Annotated in this window: 14 protein-coding genes, 2 tRNA genes and 2 pseudogenes; 9 read left to right on the top strand and 9 right to left on the bottom strand. The window is 36.1% G+C overall.

The genetic code is table 11. The features are described 5' to 3' along the window. Window positions 1-53 precede the first annotated feature (53 nt). Entirely contained in the window at window positions 54-2,213 is a 2,160-nt protein-coding gene (locus OPR52_RS03420) for a ComEC/Rec2 family competence protein (protein ID WP_265038428.1), read from the bottom strand. A 62-nt stretch (window positions 2,214-2,275) separates the two neighbouring features. Between OPR52_RS03420 and OPR52_RS03415 the strand changes: the two genes are divergently transcribed. Further along, window positions 2,276-2,352, top strand: a tRNA-Met gene (locus OPR52_RS03415). 3 nt (window positions 2,353-2,355) lie between these two features. Here OPR52_RS03415 and pdxH read toward each other — a convergent pair. Both pdxH and mutM read right to left on the bottom strand, forming a co-directional pair. Continuing rightward, window positions 2,356-2,949 (bottom strand): pyridoxamine 5'-phosphate oxidase, encoded by a 594-nt coding sequence (gene pdxH / locus OPR52_RS03410; RefSeq protein ID WP_265038464.1) that lies wholly within the window; start codon window positions 2,947-2,949, stop codon window positions 2,356-2,358. Window positions 2,950-2,965: 16 nt separating this feature from the next. Next, the gene (gene mutM, locus OPR52_RS03405; protein ID WP_264723476.1) at window positions 2,966-3,781 is read right to left on the bottom strand and encodes a bifunctional DNA-formamidopyrimidine glycosylase/DNA-(apurinic or apyrimidinic site) lyase; all 816 of its coding nucleotides are present in this window, start codon (window positions 3,779-3,781) and stop codon (window positions 2,966-2,968) included. Window positions 3,782-4,028: 247 nt separating this feature from the next. Between mutM and OPR52_RS03400 the strand changes: the two genes are divergently transcribed. After that, window positions 4,029-4,101, top strand: a tRNA-Thr gene (locus OPR52_RS03400). A 53-nt stretch (window positions 4,102-4,154) separates the two neighbouring features. Here OPR52_RS03400 and OPR52_RS03395 read toward each other — a convergent pair. From OPR52_RS03395 to OPR52_RS03385, 3 genes are all read right to left on the bottom strand, one after another. Further along, window positions 4,155-5,681, bottom strand: a complete 1,527-nt coding sequence (locus OPR52_RS03395; protein WP_015589410.1) for an acyl-CoA carboxylase subunit beta — start codon at window positions 5,679-5,681, stop codon at window positions 4,155-4,157. Between the two features lie 107 nt (window positions 5,682-5,788). Further along, window positions 5,789-6,091, bottom strand: a complete 303-nt coding sequence (locus OPR52_RS03390) for a hypothetical protein (protein ID WP_231115838.1) — start codon at window positions 6,089-6,091, stop codon at window positions 5,789-5,791. A gap of 24 nt (window positions 6,092-6,115) precedes the next feature. Beyond that, complete coding sequence (locus tag OPR52_RS03385; protein WP_265038427.1) at window positions 6,116-6,472, bottom strand: hypothetical protein; 357 nt, start codon at window positions 6,470-6,472, stop codon at window positions 6,116-6,118. Between the two features lie 321 nt (window positions 6,473-6,793). Between OPR52_RS03385 and OPR52_RS03380 the strand changes: the two are divergent. Next, window positions 6,794-7,346: pseudogene (locus OPR52_RS03380) on the top strand (transposase); the annotation flags it as partial. Between the two features lie 48 nt (window positions 7,347-7,394). After that, window positions 7,395-8,227 (top strand): IS5-like element ISWpi1 family transposase gene (locus OPR52_RS03375; protein WP_265037890.1). Its coding sequence is split into 2 segments (ribosomal slippage): window positions 7,395-7,764 and window positions 7,764-8,227, totalling 834 coding nucleotides; the frame shifts between segments, so codons are not numbered across the junction. Window positions 8,228-8,282: 55 nt separating this feature from the next. On the opposite strand, the gene OPR52_RS03370 is transcribed toward OPR52_RS03375, so the two are convergent. Next, a protein-coding gene (locus OPR52_RS03370; RefSeq protein WP_265037751.1) for an IS630 family transposase occupies window positions 8,283-9,142 on the bottom strand; the annotation gives its coding sequence in 2 pieces (ribosomal slippage) (window positions 8,283-8,818 and window positions 8,818-9,142; 861 coding nt in all). 146 nt (window positions 9,143-9,288) lie between these two features. Between OPR52_RS03370 and secG the strand changes: the two genes are divergently transcribed. From secG to OPR52_RS03355, 3 genes are read left to right on the top strand one after another with little or no spacing between them, the layout of a single operon-like run. Continuing rightward, complete coding sequence (secG, locus tag OPR52_RS03365; RefSeq protein ID WP_264723320.1) at window positions 9,289-9,609, top strand: preprotein translocase subunit SecG; 321 nt, start codon at window positions 9,289-9,291, stop codon at window positions 9,607-9,609. After that, entirely contained in the window at window positions 9,609-11,213 is a 1,605-nt protein-coding gene (locus tag OPR52_RS03360; RefSeq protein WP_265038426.1) for a CTP synthase, read from the top strand. Before secG ends, OPR52_RS03360 begins: the two co-directional genes overlap by 1 nt. A 25-nt stretch (window positions 11,214-11,238) precedes the next feature. Beyond that, window positions 11,239-11,646, top strand: a complete 408-nt coding sequence (locus tag OPR52_RS03355; protein ID WP_264719318.1) for a nucleoside deaminase — start codon at window positions 11,239-11,241, stop codon at window positions 11,644-11,646. A 71-nt stretch (window positions 11,647-11,717) separates the two neighbouring features. Here the strand turns inward: OPR52_RS03355 and OPR52_RS03350 are convergent, their stop codons facing one another. Next, entirely contained in the window at window positions 11,718-13,409 is a 1,692-nt protein-coding gene (locus tag OPR52_RS03350) for a hypothetical protein (protein ID WP_265038425.1), read from the bottom strand. 36 nt (window positions 13,410-13,445) lie between these two features. Here OPR52_RS03350 and OPR52_RS03345 point away from each other — a divergent pair, with 36 nt between their 5' ends. Then, window positions 13,446-13,874: a hypothetical protein gene (locus OPR52_RS03345; RefSeq protein WP_264722787.1), complete on the top strand. Its 429-nt coding sequence runs from the start codon at window positions 13,446-13,448 to the stop codon at window positions 13,872-13,874. Beyond that, window positions 13,859-15,097 carry a group II intron reverse transcriptase/maturase gene (ltrA, locus tag OPR52_RS03340; protein WP_265038039.1) on the top strand — a complete coding sequence of 413 codons (1,239 nt, stop codon included), beginning with the start codon at window positions 13,859-13,861 and terminating at the stop codon, window positions 15,095-15,097. Before OPR52_RS03345 ends, ltrA begins: the two co-directional genes overlap by 16 nt. On the opposite strand, the pseudogene OPR52_RS03335 reads toward ltrA, so the two are convergent. Next, window positions 15,072-15,904, bottom strand: a pseudogene (locus tag OPR52_RS03335) (IS5 family transposase). The gene ltrA and the pseudogene OPR52_RS03335 overlap by 26 nt on opposite strands. Window positions 15,905-15,939 lie beyond the last annotated feature (35 nt).

Below are 15,939 nucleotides of genomic sequence, written 5' to 3'. Positions count from 1 at the left end.
TCTAGTTTTAATTTATTTAGGTATACATTAACCAAACCTTAAAATCAAGTTTCTTAATTTTTCAACATGTGCCAAGGCCTATTAGAGCGCACTTTATTAATCTTTACGTAACGATTTGTTAACCAAATTGAATGTGTGCCATATGTTTTTAAATTGGTGTATTTAATAGTTCTAGTATTACAAACTGAATAGTCGAATTCACTTAATTGAATTATTAAATCAACTTTATCACAATTTTCTGAAATATCTTCTTTTTTATAAGCAAGCAGTACTGATTTATTATTTCCTTTATTATATATGCAGCCATAATCGTTACACTTTAGCCTTTTATCTGGGTTGCTATATTTTGTATGATTCAAAATTTGGTTCTGCCCATTTTGTTTCGCCCATGTTTTGACAACAAAGTTCCTATTTTTTCTGGTGAGAGAATATAGTAAGTTATCACTTTCTTTTACAGCAATATTGTTGCTACTCACTAAAATATTAGGAGTTTTATATGTGGCACTAAAACAAATACCCAGTACAATAAAGAAAATTCCGAAGAAACGCCAATTTCTTTCCCACAAGCACAACCACAATAAACCAAGTGTTATTATAATAATTGATGATGCAGGAAAAGTACGAATGGGAATAACCAAATACTGAAGACTAGCGATTGCATTTGTTATATACAAAATACTGTCAATTGGGCGCTCTATAAATGGCGCTATAATCCATTCAATACCCAAAGGAATCAATAAGACATAAATTATTCCAAGTGGAATAATAATTAATGTAACTATTGGTATAGCAACTAAGTTTGTGATAATGCCACTAATTGAAAAATAATTAAAATTGTATATCGTGTACGGAACAGTTGCTAAACTTGCTATTACTGAGCTAATCATTATCGACACAAAATATTTCATTATTTTTATTTTGAACAATTTATTAGCATTAATTTGATAACTGGCAACCAGTGCCAAAACAGCAAAAAATGACATCTGAAAGCCAGGCTTTAAAATTACTTCTGGTTCTATGATAAGTATCACTGCAGCAGCAAACGCAATTGCTATTAACCCTCGATATTTTCTCTCTATCATTATTGCAACGAGTACTAAAATCACCATGATGTAGGCACGCTGAGCAGAAATTTGCATACCGGTAATCAACAAATAAAACGTGGTTGGCAAAATGGTAAGAAATGCAGATATTTTCTTGGTGTTATACTTAAGAGTCAAAGTTTCAGATATTGCGAATAAATTACGAAACACTACAAAAAACAGACCAGCAACGAATGATAAATGCAAACCAGATATGGCAAACAAATGTGCTATACCTGAATCTCGTATCGCGTCCATAGTTTTTTGATCTATGCCGTCTTTTTTACCGATCAGTAATGCAGAAATTATGTCTACATGTGGTTTTTTGATATTTTGCTGCAGGTTTTCATAAATGTATTGACGGAAAGATTCTATATACTCTAGAAATTTCCTTGCTTCAGCCTTTTTGTGCAGGGTTATTTTGCTTGTTGCAAAACCTGTTGCACTTATTTTCTGGTAATATGCTATTCTTGCAAAATCGTATGCATACTCCGAAGGCGCAATTTTTGGAGGGAAGAGTTTTGCTGATAATTTTACTTGATCGCCTATTTTAATGCCTTTTTCCACTTTGGTTCTAACTGATATTCTGATGTTATCTAGAGCTCTATCCGGTGTCATTCCAGCGCGTGACGCTGGAATCCATATCTTTTTTTTCTGGGTAAGGTCAAGTACTGGGATGACAAAAGGGGGCGCTGGGATGACAGGAGAGGATTTTGAGATAGTAGGGGATTTTTCAACAGAAAGCAGAAATTGTTTATATGAGCCCCTGTCGTTAATATCCTTCACTGTGGCAACGATATCTTTTACATATCTCTCTTTATCAAGAATTTGAGTATCAACTAAAGCTGTTCTTAATTTACTAGCTGTAAATCCTATGAGCACTGCAATTAAAGCGATACACAATATCGCGTACCTTTTATACAATATTGCAATCAAAATTAGTGTGGGTAAAAGCAAAAGAAAAATAGATATGCAGCTTGGTTCAAAACTTAGGGAAAAATAGGTTAGAATTCCTACACACTGAAAAACAGGAAACCACAGTATCAAGTTATATTGTTCATTGCGCAGATTGTTACGTATATAACTAACTATTATGTCAAGAAAAGTTAATAAGTGTGTCGATATTTGCATGTGGTGAAATTTTATTTTTCTTTTTTCATTATTTGTATATATAATAACTAAATAAGCAACGACGCGGGATGGAGCAGCTCGGTAGCTCGTCAGGCTCATAACCTGAAGGTCGTAGGTTCAAATCCTACTCCCGCAACCATTTTTAAGGATATAGTTGTTCCACTTTCCAATCGCTTCCCTCAATAAGAGTGTATCTAAATCTAATATGCTTCCTATATTCACCTTCTTGCCAAAATTCAATTACTTTTGGGATTACGCAAAATCCCACCCAAAAATCAGGACGAGAAACTTGTGTATTGTGAAATTCTTTTTCCTTCAATTTTATAGCTTGCTCAAAATCTTGCCAATCTTTCAGAATGCTCGATTGTTTTGAGCACCATGCGCTAATTTGACTACCCAGCGCTCGAGAAGAGAAGTATTTGTCAGTTCTTTCATCGTTTAGAAGTTTAACCTCTCCTTCAATTCGCACTTGCCTAGCAAATTCTATCCAATGAAACACTAACGCAGCTTTGGGGTTCTCAGTCAATTCTTTCCCTTTTTTACTGTTTACGTTAGTGAAAAACACAAAACCTTCTTTGCTATATTCCTTTAGTAATACCACTCTTGCAGATGGAATACAGTCTTTGCTACAAGTTGCTAGCGTCATTGCAGTTGGTTGTTCACACGGAGAATTAAGTACTGCTTTGTACCACTTTGAAAACAAATCAAATGGATCTTTTTCAAGTGAAAATATCATATCAAAAAATAAAATCTTAATTCTGGCACGCGTTGCAAAAATAAGTGCTACGGCCATTTTGTCGTATAAGTGTTATGATATTATTGCAAATCTTGCAAGGTTTTTGAACTTTACCATATACGTAAAAGTTATTTTGAAAGTATCCAGCAGATCCAGATGGCTGTGCATAATCTTTCAGTGTTGAGCCACCTGCAGCAATTGCATCACCCAGAGTATTTTTTATTTCAGCAGCAAGTTTTTCGCACTCTCTATAGGTCAAGTTTTTTGCTGACCTGAGTGGTGATATACAGGCTCTAAACAAGCTCTCAGAAGCATATATGTTGCCTACGCCAACTATTGATTTATTGTCCATTAACGCTGATTTGATATTCACTTCTTTGTTTTTCAGCAACTCCTGTAAATAGTCTCCACTGAATTCATCCGTGAGGGGCTCTATTCCAAAATCGCTAAAAAAATCCGTTTCTTGTTCTTTATTTAAAACGATAACTAATCCAAATCTTCTTGGGTCATTAAAAATTATTGAAGTATTGTCAGAAAATAAAAATACCACGTGATCATGCTTATTCCGCATTTGATCGTGGTCAGCATATATAAGCTTTCCGCTCATGCCAAGATGTATGATTACAGCCACACTACCATCTGTATTCCAGATGGTATACTTACCTCTACGCTTGATGTTGCGTATGACTTTGCCCTTTAGCATATCATCAATATTTTTTGTTATTGGGGCACGTAAATTCCAATTATTCACTATAACATTACTGATTTGCTTGTTTTTAATTTTATCAAGCAAAAAATTAGAGATTACTTCCACTTCCGGTAGTTCTGGCATGATACCTCCTTCAAAACTTAAGTTTCTGATGGTAATTTTGTCGTTCTCAAATACATTCGAGTATTCTGCGGTGCTTTCTCCTAAAAATTCCTCACCACAAACGAGTTTTGAAAGGGTTCTCTGTCTACTCTGTTGCTGCTTTTTTCTTTTCAAAATATTTTGCTTTAAAGCTTTCGCTAATCTTTTTTTCTCCTCTTCTTTTTCCTTATTCTTTTTTGTGTTATTCATTATCATAATATATAAACTTGCCGTTGTAGCTCAGGTGGTAGAGTACGTCATTGGTAATGACGAGGTCCCAAGTTCGAGTCTTGGTAACGGCACACTGATTATACTTATAATATTGCATAACTTGTAAGCAAGGCTTAGAAGAAAGTTACAGAGGTAAGTTGTCATGCTTTTTCCATATCCTTTCTACCTTCTTGTTTTTGAGTAGCTCTAATGCTTTACAAAAGTGATACCTTGTTTTACTTGGCACTATAATGTCATCAATGTATCCATATGATGCAGCAAAAAATGGGTTAGCAAATTTTTCTTTATATTCTTTAATTAACGTTTGCTGATCTTTTTCGTGTCGAAATATAATCTCAACTGCACTTTCAGGGCCCATCACAGCTATTTCAGCAGTTGGCCAGGCATAATTTATATCACCTTTTAGATGTTTCGAATTCATAACAATGTATGCACCACCATACGCTTTTCTAGTGATAAGGCTAATTTTCGGCACGGTCGCTTCAGCGTAAGCGTAAAGCAGTTTCGCTCCGTGTTGTATTATATTATTGTATTCTTGATTTGTACCCGGCAAAAATCCTGGAACATCAATAAGTGTGATGATCGGAATGTTAAATGCGTCACAAAACCTTACAAACCTCGCAGCTTTTCTTGAAGAATCAATATCCAAACATCCTGCAAGGTGCATAGGTTGATTTGCAACAATACCGACAGTATTTCCTCCAATTCTACCAAAACCAGTTATGATATTACGAGCAAAATCAGGTTTCAGTTCAAAGAAATTCCTTTCATCACAAACTTTTTCAATGAGTTCATACATATCATAAGGAGTATTAGGATTGGTAGGAATTAGAGTGTTTAAGGATTCATCAATGTCGTCAACATCATTACAGATTGGTGCAGATTTTGGTGATTCTTGATTATTTGCTGGTAAGAAAGTAAAGAATTCACGCATTTTTAGCAGCATTTCAACATCATTATTGAATGCAAAATCCGCTACTCCTGTTTTGCTTGTATGAATTTTTGCTCCACCGAGGTCTTCGAAACTTACATCTTCGTAGGTAACCTTTTTTACTACATCTGGCCCGGTTATAAACATATATGAACTGTTTTTCACCATGAAAGTAAAGTCAGTTAATGCTGGGGAATAAACTGCACCTCCTGCACATGGGCCCATAATTAAAGAAATTTGTGGTATAACACCCGATGCATTTACGTTTCTTTGAAAAATTTCTCCATAACCAGCAAGAGAATTTACTCCTTCCTGAATTCTGGCTCCACCAGAATCATTTAGTCCGATAATTGGAACTCTGGCATTAATTGCCATATCCATAATTTTGCATATTTTTTTTGCATGTGACGCACCAAGTGAACCACCAAAGACAGTAAAATCCTGAGAATAAACAAAAACTTTTCTGCCATAAATAGTACCATGACCAATCACTACCCCATCACCTAAAAAATTAGCATTTTGCATGCCAAAATCATTTGCATGATGTTTTACGAATTTATCGTATTCTGCAAAAGAACTTTCATCGAGCAATATACTGAGCCTTTCTCTAGCAGTTAATTTCCCTTTTTCATGTTGTTTGGTAATCCTGTCAGAACCGCCTCCTTTTTCAGCTTCTAGTGCTTTGGTTTTTAGATTTTCTAGTATTTTAAAGTCTTGCATACAATAAAGTAGTTTTCAAATTAGTTGTAGACTTTATTAAGTTTACAAACCCTACTAACTATACACATACACTATTGCTATATGCAACAATGTATGTATGATAATTGTTAATGCTCTGGTGATTCATGGTCACTACTTTGAAAATGTTGCGATGTGTCAACACTTTTCATATTAGAAAGAGGTGGACTAACTGCACTGCTTTTTGTTTGTGCAAAACTTTTAGCAGCTTCAACAACCTTGCTTATACGAGGTTCTTTTTCTAGTTCTTTTAGATACTTTGAGAAGATTTCACAACTTTTGTCATCCATATGTACCATTATTTTACCAAAACTTTCAGCTTTTTCAGAAGATAAAATCATTTCGATCTTTTCATCGCCTACCCTAAAGGTCATTTTTACTTTGCCTTGCATATCATGATATTGCCAGCTTTTTATTCAGATTAGATTATCTCCTTCTCCTATTCGCAATGCACCATATCCTAAGTCCTTAAATTCCGGGGAGTTCATAAATTTTGCAGGAGTGATCACACTTTTTTCTGGACACTGTACATAATAAAATTTATTATCTCTTTCTACTACAATTTCTTTTTTTTTGTCATTTTCAATACTATCACTTACAATTTGTTTTAGACGTGACAAATATTCGCCGCGTTCTTTCAGTATATCTTCTGGCAATAATCTCCGAACTTCTTGGCTCACATCAGTGCCTGTTGAAACTAGATTAAACATTTCTAACATAAGAGGCCGTAGTTTTTCTTTTCCAGTCTCAGTAACATTTTTATCTTGCTCCATGAGGTGGTATAAGATCAGTATCGAATAATCTATTATTGATGACTTTTTTCTCCTTGGAATACATCAACACTAAACATGACCTTGTGCTTTTTTGCATCGTCTATAGATTTTTGAAGTCTCTTTGCTATGTTTTCGATAGCTTCATCATTAGGTAAGTGTTCAGGCAATGGCGTCAACTTAAGGAAAAATGTCAGAGATTGTGTATAAAATTTCTCTCCAAATTTTTTATCATTAAATTATCCAAAGAGTGCAAGGGACAGCACTTTTGTTTCTATTTTATTGCAACAAAAAAGTTTAAAATGTGTCTTTTTTAGGTGAGGCATGCAAAAAGGAAAAGATCTTATCTTACAAATTAAAAATGCAATATACTCGAAAACTTTTCAGAAAATCCATTGTGTTGAGTTTTACACGAACAAGAAAACTTCCTTTTTCGACAGTATTTTCTATGATTTTAAAGTTAGTTAAAAAAAGTTTGGGAATAGAATGTGAACTTATGGAGCCATTGACATGTACCCTCAAAGCAAGCTTTTTCTAAAGCAAGGTATAAGATTTGCCATACAGGCTTTCAAGAATTTAAGCATCCAAACAGCCTATCAGGATGAACCTGAGTTGGAGAGGCTATAGACTTATTGCAGCAGATGGTTCTGGTATGAGATTACCCAGCTCTGGGGAAATTGTATCCGAGTTTGAACCAAATGGAACAACAGGCACCATTGGCAATTTGTTTGTTGATTTGTGTACTTCATTGATTTGCAGTGCTCGTCTTGCAGCTTGGAATATAGGTGAACAAACGTTGGCGGCAGAGCAATTACCCGAAGTTATCACTCAAATGCGTTTATTAAATCAAGAGAAATTATTATTTAGAGGTTGTCCGGAAACAAGTAAAAGGCTATAATATCTGAAATTTTAGTACGGGGTAAAGATGAGAAAAAAGTATCCAACAGATCTAAGCGAAAGGGAATGGGCAAGAATAGAAAAACACTTCAGAGTATCATACAAGAAAGGAGGAAGGCCGCCAAAGTATAGCAAAAGAGAAATATTAGAAGCAATTTTCTATGTATTGCGTACAGGGTGTCAATGGCGGTATTTACCAAATGATTTTCCGCTATGGAAGACTGTGTATGAGCAGTTCAGGCAATGGAAGAAGCAGGGAATTTTTGAGAAAATGAATTATGAAATTACAAAATATAGTAGAAGAAAAATAGGAAGGAATGAGCAGCCGAGTGCCTGTATAGTAGATAGTCAATCTGTAAAGACTACAGAAAAGGGGGGATCAAAGGCTATGATGGAAGTAAAAAAGTAAAGGGTAGAAAAAGGCATATAATTACAGACACTCAGGGTTTTATACTAGGTTGTTACGTAGGCGCTGCTAACGAAAATGATAGAGATGGTATTAAAATAGCATTAAACAATATGAGAACAAAATATACTAAAGTTAAAAAAATGTGGGCTGACATGGGATACCAAGGAAGAAATTTAAAGAATCACATAAAGGAAGAATATGACATAGATATTGAAATTGTTAAAAGGCCTACATGTAGATTTTGGGTGCACAAAGATACGCCACCTGAGCTACTACCAACAAGAGAACAAGGGTTTAAAGTACAGCCAAGAAGATGGGTTGTAGAAAGGACTTTTGCTTGGGTTAATAGGAATAGAAGGCTATCGAAGGAGTATGATTTACTCACAACATCCACTGAGAATTTCATATACCTAGCTATGAGTAGGGTTATGTTAAAGAGGGAATATGCTTGAATTTACTAGTTTCCGGACAACCTCATATAGCATTTCTCATAATAGTCCGAACAGGTCATAGGAAGGCAGAATCAACAGCACGACGAAAGGATTCGAATAGAGGAATGTTTTTCCTGGCTCTGTTTTTTATAGCAAACCAATGATGCTCAATTTTGTTGAAATCTGGAGAATAAGGCGGCAGATACAAAATTTCTGCACCAACCCCTTTAGCAAGCTCGATAATCTTATCAGACTTATGAAAAGTAGCATTGTCAAGAATGACAGTCTGTCCAGGTTCCAAGATCGGTGTCAAAAATTGCTCAAACCATCCATTAAAAACATCCATATTACAGTGGCCTTCAAAGGTTAACGGAACAACTATCTTTCTTCCACTTAAGGCTGCAACCATACTGATTCGTTGAGTTTTCTTTCCAGATTTTAAGGCATAAAACCGCTGTCCTTTCTGGCAATATCCGTAGGGGTAGTCTTCGGTGTTATCAATGCCAGACTCATCTATATACACTAAGTTTTTAGGTTCTTTTGTCGCTATAATTTTCAAAAATTCAGCACGTTTTTCTTCGTTTCTTTCCTTGTATCCATATGTCTTTTTTTGCGCGTAAATTCAATTTTTTTAAGGGCTCGATAGATCGTTTGGATACTAACGTTGTTCCAAAGTTTAGCCATTTCCGATAGAGTCTTTCCTCCGTGTTCTCTGGCAAATTTGGCAAAGGTATCCCAGTCGGTAATTTTGTGATTGTAACCCCCATTTCCAAGTTTTTTTGATTGAAAGTCTCCTGTTTCTTTTCTTCTTTGCTGCCACTCCCATAAAGTAGTTCGTCCAATCTTAAATCTTGCTGCCACTGTTTCTCTGCTTTCTCCTTCGTCTAGCGCTTCCATTGCTTTTTTTCTTAAATCATAACTATATGCTGCTGGCATTCAACCTCCTTATCATCATCTACCCTTATCCTATCACATCCGGACTTTTATGGAAAGAGCTATAGATTTCAAACTACTTGGGTGACAGATGTTCTTGACTTACGTGCTTTGTACTGCTAAGATTTTTATTTTCAGCCCTATCTATAATGTCAGTAGCGGTATTAAGTATATTTCAAATAATACTGGTTGTTGTGTTAGTAATTTTAGTGCTCTTGCAGCCACCTGGGAGTAGTTCGTTAAGTGGTTTTAGTAATACACAACAGGGGGTCAACTCGATGATTCCAGTGAAATCTTCTGAAAACCCGCTCAGCAGAGTAACGGCTATTGTTGCTGGATTGTTTATTATAAATACATTGCTATTGTCAGGATTATGTTCAAAAGACGTACATAAAAAATCGATCGCAGAAAAAATTATATTAGAAAAAAAGCAAGAAAGTGAATCTACTTCTGTTCCATTTGAAAATTAATGAAGGAAGCTAAATTTATCTTTGTCACAGGTGGAGTTGTGTCATCGCTTGGTAAAGGCTTAGTTGCTTCAAGCGTTGGTGCGCTTCTTCAAGCTCACGGTTTTAAGATCCGTATCAGAAAACTTGACCCGTATCTCAACATTGATCCTGGGACAATGAACCCAACTCAGCACGGAGAGGTATTTGTTACCGAAGATGGTGCTGAAACTGATTTGGATCTTGGGCATTATGAGCGTTTTACTGGAATTAAAGCAACAAAAGATGACAATATAACAACTGGTAAGATATATCATGAGTTATTGAAGAAAGAGAGGCGTGGTGATTATCTGGGCAAAACTGTGCAAGTCATTCCTCATGTGACAGATTTGATCAAATCGTTCATTTTTAATGGTACGGAAGGTTTAGATTTTGTAATATGTGAAATAGGCGGAACTGTAGGTGACATTGAAAGCCAACCATTTTTGGAGGCTATACGTCAAGTTAACTACACATTAGGAAAACAAAGAGTTATCCTTATTCACTTAACTTTAATACCATATCTTACTGCAGCGCAAGAATTAAAGACAAAACCAACGCAGCATTCAGTTCGAGAGTTAAATTCCGCGGGGTTACAACCAGATATTATATTATGCCGCAGTGAGAAAGAAATTTTCGATAATCAAAGAGAGAAAATAGCTAAGCTTTGCAATGTTTCTTTATCCAATGTGATACCTGCTCCTGATGTGAGTCATATATATGAGTTACCGGTGTTGTATAGCCAATGTGGGCTTGATACGCAAATTTTGGAGCACTTTCATTTAAGTAAGCCAAAACCAAGCTTGACTGAATGGGATCAAATAGTGCATTCCATAAGGCACCCAACACAGGAAGTTACTGTATCTATAGTGGGAAAATACACCGAATTCCCTGATGCGTATAAATCACTAGTTGAAGCATTAAATCATGGTGCGATTAGTAATAAAGTCAAAGTAAGGATAAATTGGGTTAACTCAAGAGAGAAGGAAGAAAAACCTATAAATGAAAAACTTATAGGAGAGAAATTACAGAATTCTCATGCAATCCTTGTTCCAGGGGGGTTTGGTGATGACGGAGTAGAGGGTAAAATATTAGCAATAAATTATGCCCGTACAAATAATATCCCATTTTTCGGAATTTGCCTTGGTATGCAGCTTGCAATTATTGAATTTGCTCGTAATGTTGTTAAGCTTGAAGATGTACACTCTGAAGAATTTCGTAACTGTAAACATCCAATCGTTAAGTTAGCTGGCGATCAAGATGACGATCTTGGTGGAACCATGAGACTTGGGGCATACAAATGTAATATAAATGCAAACTCTAAAATGATGGATGCATATAGTAACACTACTATTTCAGAAAGACACAGGCATAGATACATAATCAATTCAGATTATAAAGATGATTTGGAAAAAAAGGGGCTGCTATGCAGTGGCATATCAGAAGATGGAACGTGCATAGAGGCAGTGGAGGTAGAGAGTCATCCGTGGTTTATTGGTGTGCAGTTTCATCCAGAATTTCAATCAAAGCCGTTTTCTCCTCATCCTCTTTTCGTGTCGTTCGTTAAAGCAGCAATTGATAAGAAATAAGTGCCTAGTGTTTAAGTATCAATATATGGAGCTTGCCATAGAGCAAGCCAAACTCGCTCAAAAAAATGATGAGGTGCCCATAGGTGCTGTAATAGTGAGTGGAGACAATATCATTTCTTCTGCACACAATATATCCAGCGATCCAACTGCACATGCAGAGATGTTAGCGATCAGACAAGCATTTTCAACTTCCACGCTTTGTGATGCTGATATGTACGTAACATTAGAACCATGTCCGATGTGTGCTCAAGCTATTTCCTTTGCCAGAATTAAACGATTGTACTTTGGAGCTTATAATCCAAAAGGTGGAGGAATTGAAAATGGTGCTAAGATATTTCAATTTTGCAGCCATATACCTGAAGTTTATGGTGGGATATTAGAAACAGAATGCTCTTTTTTGTTAAAGGATTTTTTTGAGAAATTGAGAACATAGTTTAAGTCTATCAATTGTCATTTGCTTGCTTATCTCTGAAACTATCTTCACTTTTTTCCATATAGCCGCCTCTAGTCTAACTGTGCAGATCGATTTGCTGCCACGTGCGTAATAAGTACAACATTAGAGTTGCTAGATAAATTATTATTAGTACCAGCTTCAGCGGCCAAATAACGACCATCTTCAGTACATGTGAGTATATAATTTAATAGTGTTGCGGCTGCTTCCCTATCATTCAGTTTTGGGTCCAAACAATAATCTATCAATTTACTAATTGACTGTTTATTTGTAACTCGACCCTCAAACTCCCTGAGAGATCCTACTCTCTCTCCCAAGTTTATAACGAATTGCTGCGTTTCTTCAGGTGTAAGTTTACCTACTCTGTAATCTAACTCATTTGCGGTTCTTGCACGTTCTACTTCTTCGTGTCCATAGCAGCCTAATAGGTTACTTATTGCCTGTACCATACCATTTAGACTATTTGCAAGTTCTACTCCTAATATCCTATACAATGACTCTTGTACCGATGTCGTATAAACTTCATCAATCACTTCTTTCAGGCAGACCAGAGTATAGATTATAAATTTTCTTTCTTCTCTTGATTCTGATAGGCTCTTTAAAATATCAGTAAGAGTTGGTACTATAACATTCCGCACAACTTCTTGATTTCTTATTAAGTTTGGTACTGTATTTTTTAATACCTTAGCCCACTGCTTATCTTCAGGCAATTTTCTTTCACTTATGGCAGTTAAAATTGTACTTCCAAGAGTTGGATCAGTTATTGCCTGAAAAATAGCATATGATACTTCCAATGATAAATGGTAAACAAGCGATAATAGATGTAAATTGGAAATAGGAATGCTGGAGCGTATCTTTAGAACATCTTTAACAGCAGCATAGAATTTCTTTAAAGTACTAGAATCTCTAGCACCTTGAAGTTCTTCAAAATTACTTAACTTATTAATGAAATTTTCTTGTATATTTTGAAATCTTGCTTCAATTAATTCCTTTTTGGATGTCATTTTTTTAGCTACACTTTCAGTCTTTTCCTTTACTTCCAGGTATAGTGCACCTGCTTCTGCTCCTCTTTCTGCTATAGTTGATAACCCGCTAAACAAATCATTAGCTGCTTCTTCTAGACTTATGTTAAATACAGCATTATTAACAATTACCTCGTGTTTGCGTTCCCCTTTTACTTTTTTATATAATACAAACAGAGACATAGATGCTATTGCAGTCAAAAAGAAGGTCACAGCTACTATTACTAACACTAGCGGAGACATTTTAATTAGAGTAAACGTGGCTGCAGCTCCCATACCAAGCGAAAACATCGCTACACATCCAACCGCTACTTGGAAATACAACTTACAGTTTTTCTTATTATTTGAAATGTTTGCGTTATTTGGAATGTCTGCTCTGTTTCGTAAAAGAAACCCGATACCTTCTATATCTCGATTCTGAAGAGCTTGTATCAGTAAAGATGACCCATTATGCGAAACATTTGCTCCTAGATCTATACAAGATTGAGCACTATCAAATAATTTATTGTTGAAAAAATACTCCAATAGTGTTTCACCAGAAGGCAATTTGAAATTTTTTACTAACTGCATGTTTTCACTCTGATCACCTCTTTCTATATATAGCTTGAATAAATAAACAGCTTCCCTAGGAGCTATTCTTGCGTGAAAAGCATATTCAAATGCTGTAAGGTTATCATGGTGCGCCAAGAAGTGCTTGGAGAACAGTTGGTGAAAATCCAACACAAACAAAGTCTAGCCAAAAGTTTGGAACAGACCACTATGTTGCATGAGGTAACGAGTGTAATAGAGCTAGTGGGATGGACAATGCAGGGCACAACGGAAGTGAAGGAGTGGAGTCCCGAAATACCTGAAGACATAGAGGTCGACATGTTCATGGCCATGGAAGACAGCATGAAGGATAACGTAAAGGCAAGTTATCACTCACTCTATCGGGATCTGAGACCGTGCCATGTATTGAAATGGACTTCAAGTGAACTTGGGAGATCCCATGCATTCCTATTAAGGTACGTTGGAACAAGTCAACAAAGGCAAGAACTAGCGGAAGATGCAGGGGAAGTCGGACTGATTGATAGTACTCAGAATGTGGGAAAGCCACGTACAAGGGGAAGCGATCAGCAATATAGTAACTGGAATAGGGATTGCTATGCCAATACAACGGAGGTAGGAATAACATGCGATATAAACTAAACCAGATAGCAGTAAGAGCAAAGCAAGATAAGCGACTAAAATTCACATCGTTAGTCCATCTGATAAATACAGAGAATCTTGCGAGATGTTATAAAGAACTGAAGCGTAACAAGGCTTGTGGAGTAGACCAGATAACAGTGGAATCATACGGAGAAAATCTGAATGAGAAACTCGAAGTGCTAGTAGAAAGTATGAAGAGGAAGCAATATCAACCACAACCAGTAAAGAGGGTATATATACCGAAAGCTGGAAGTAAAGAGAAACGCGGACTCGGAATACCATCGACCGAGGATAAATTAGTACAGATTATGCTGAAGAAGATATTAGAAAATATTTACGAGGCAAACTTTCTGGACAGCTCATATGGATTTCGACCTGGAAGAAACTGTCATCAAGCGGTAAATGCACTAGATAAAGCAGTTAAGTACAAGCCAATAAACTACATTGTAGAAGTGGATATCAAGAAGTTCTACGATAATATACAGCATAAATGGCTAATGAGGTGTCTAAGGGAACGAATAACTGACCCAAATTTGCTGTGGTTAGTAAAGCGGTTTCTCAAGGCAGGGATAGTCGAAGCTGGAAATTATGAAGCAACAAAACAAGGTACACCACAAGGCGGTATAGTAAGTCCTGTATTAGCAAATATATACTTACATTATGTGTTGGATTTATGGATAGAAAAGAAATTTAAATCAAGATCCAGAGGATATATACAACAAATAAGGTTTTGCGATGATTTTGTGGTTTGTTGCGAAAGTAAGGTAGACGCGGAAGAATTTCTGGAATTACTGAAACAAAGGCTAAATAAATTTGGGTTGGAAGTATCTGAAAACAAGACCAGAGTAGTAAAGTTTGGCAAGAGGGAGTGGCAACGAGCGATAAGAGAGAAACGAAGGACGGAAAGTTTCAATTTTCTGGGGTTTACGCACTATGGTGCAAAAAGTCGTCGTGGTAGATTAATGATGGGACATAAAACCTCTAAGTTAAATCTAGCCAGAAAACTAAAAGAAATCAAGGAGTGGTTGAAAATAGTCCGCGGAAGTATTCGACTTAAAGATTGGTGGCAAGTACTGAAGGCTAAATTAACAGGACACTATAATTACTTTGGTATTAGCGGAAATTATTGGTGTTTGAAACAATTTTACACATCAGTAAGAAAGCTAGCATTTAGAGGTTGTCCGGAAACAAGTAAATTCAAGCATATTCCCTCTTTAACATAACCCTACTCATAGCTAGGTATATGAAATTCTCAGTGGATGTTGTGAGTAAATCATACTCCTTCGATAGCCTTCTATTCCTATTAACCCAAGCAAAAGTCCTTTCTACAACCCATCTTCTTGGCTGTACTTTAAACCCTTGTTCTCTTGTTGGTAGTAGCTCAGGTGGCGTATCTTTGTGCACCCAAAATCTACATGGAGGCCTTTTAACAATTTCAATATCTATGTCATATTCTTCCTTTATGTGATTCTTTAAATTTCTTCCTTGGTATCCCATGTCAGCCCACATTTTTTTAACTTTAGTATATTTTGTTCTCATATTGTTTAATGCTATTTTAATACCATCTCTATCATTTTCGTTAGCAGCGCCTACGTAACAACCTAGTATAAAACCCTGAGTGTCTGTAATTATATGCCTTTTTCTACCCTTTACTTTTTTACTTCCATCATAGCCTTTGATCCCCCCTTTTCTGTAGTCTTTACAGATTGACTATCTACTATACAGGCACTCGGCTGCTCATTCCTTCCTATTTTTCTTCTACTATATTTTGTAATTTCATAATTCATTTTCTCAAAAATTCCCTGCTTCTTCCATTGCCTGAACTGCTCATACACAGTCTTCCATAGCGGAAAATCATTTGGTAAATACCGCCATTGACACCCTGTACGCAATACATAGAAAATTGCTTCTAATATTTCTCTTTTGCTATACTTTGGCGGCCTTCCTCCTTTCTTGTATGATACTCTGAAGTGTTTTTCTATTCTTGCCCATTCCCTTTCGCTTAGATCTGTTGGATACTTTTTTCTCATCTTTACCCCGTACTAAAATTTCAGATATTATAGCC

This window comes from Wolbachia endosymbiont (group A) of Hylaeus communis, assembly GCF_947251915.1.
Taxonomy (GTDB): Bacteria; Pseudomonadota; Alphaproteobacteria; order Rickettsiales; family Anaplasmataceae; genus Wolbachia; species Wolbachia pipientis.
Note: the sequence above shows the minus strand (reverse complement) of the source record. Positions and strands in the feature narration are given on the sequence as shown.

Bases quoted from the DNA above. Each gene is read 5' to 3' on its own strand.
- pdxH (WP_265038464.1), bottom strand. From the start codon at position 2,949: ATGATATTTTCACTTGAAAAAGATCCATTTGATTTGTTTTCAAAGTGG.
- OPR52_RS03420 (WP_265038428.1), bottom strand. From the start codon at position 2,213: ATGCAAATATCGACACACTTATTAACTTTTCTTGACATAATAGTTAGT.
- OPR52_RS03395 (WP_015589410.1), bottom strand. From the start codon at position 5,681: ATGCAAGACTTTAAAATACTAGAAAATCTAAAAACCAAAGCACTAGAA.
- mutM (WP_264723476.1), bottom strand. From the start codon at position 3,781: ATGCCAGAACTACCGGAAGTGGAAGTAATCTCTAATTTTTTGCTTGAT.
- OPR52_RS03390 (WP_231115838.1), bottom strand. From the start codon at position 6,091: ATGCAAGGCAAAGTAAAAATGACCTTTAGGGTAGGCGATGAAAAGATC.
- ltrA (WP_265038039.1), top strand. From the start codon at position 13,859: ATGCGATATAAACTAAACCAGATAGCAGTAAGAGCAAAGCAAGATAAG.
- secG (WP_264723320.1), top strand. From the start codon at position 9,289: ATGTCAGTAGCGGTATTAAGTATATTTCAAATAATACTGGTTGTTGTG.
- OPR52_RS03385 (WP_265038427.1), bottom strand. From the start codon at position 6,472: ATGGAGCAAGATAAAAATGTTACTGAGACTGGAAAAGAAAAACTACGG.
- OPR52_RS03360 (WP_265038426.1), top strand. From the start codon at position 9,609: ATGAAGGAAGCTAAATTTATCTTTGTCACAGGTGGAGTTGTGTCATCG.
- OPR52_RS03355 (WP_264719318.1), top strand. From the start codon at position 11,239: ATGGAGCTTGCCATAGAGCAAGCCAAACTCGCTCAAAAAAATGATGAG.
- OPR52_RS03345 (WP_264722787.1), top strand. From the start codon at position 13,446: ATGTTGCATGAGGTAACGAGTGTAATAGAGCTAGTGGGATGGACAATG.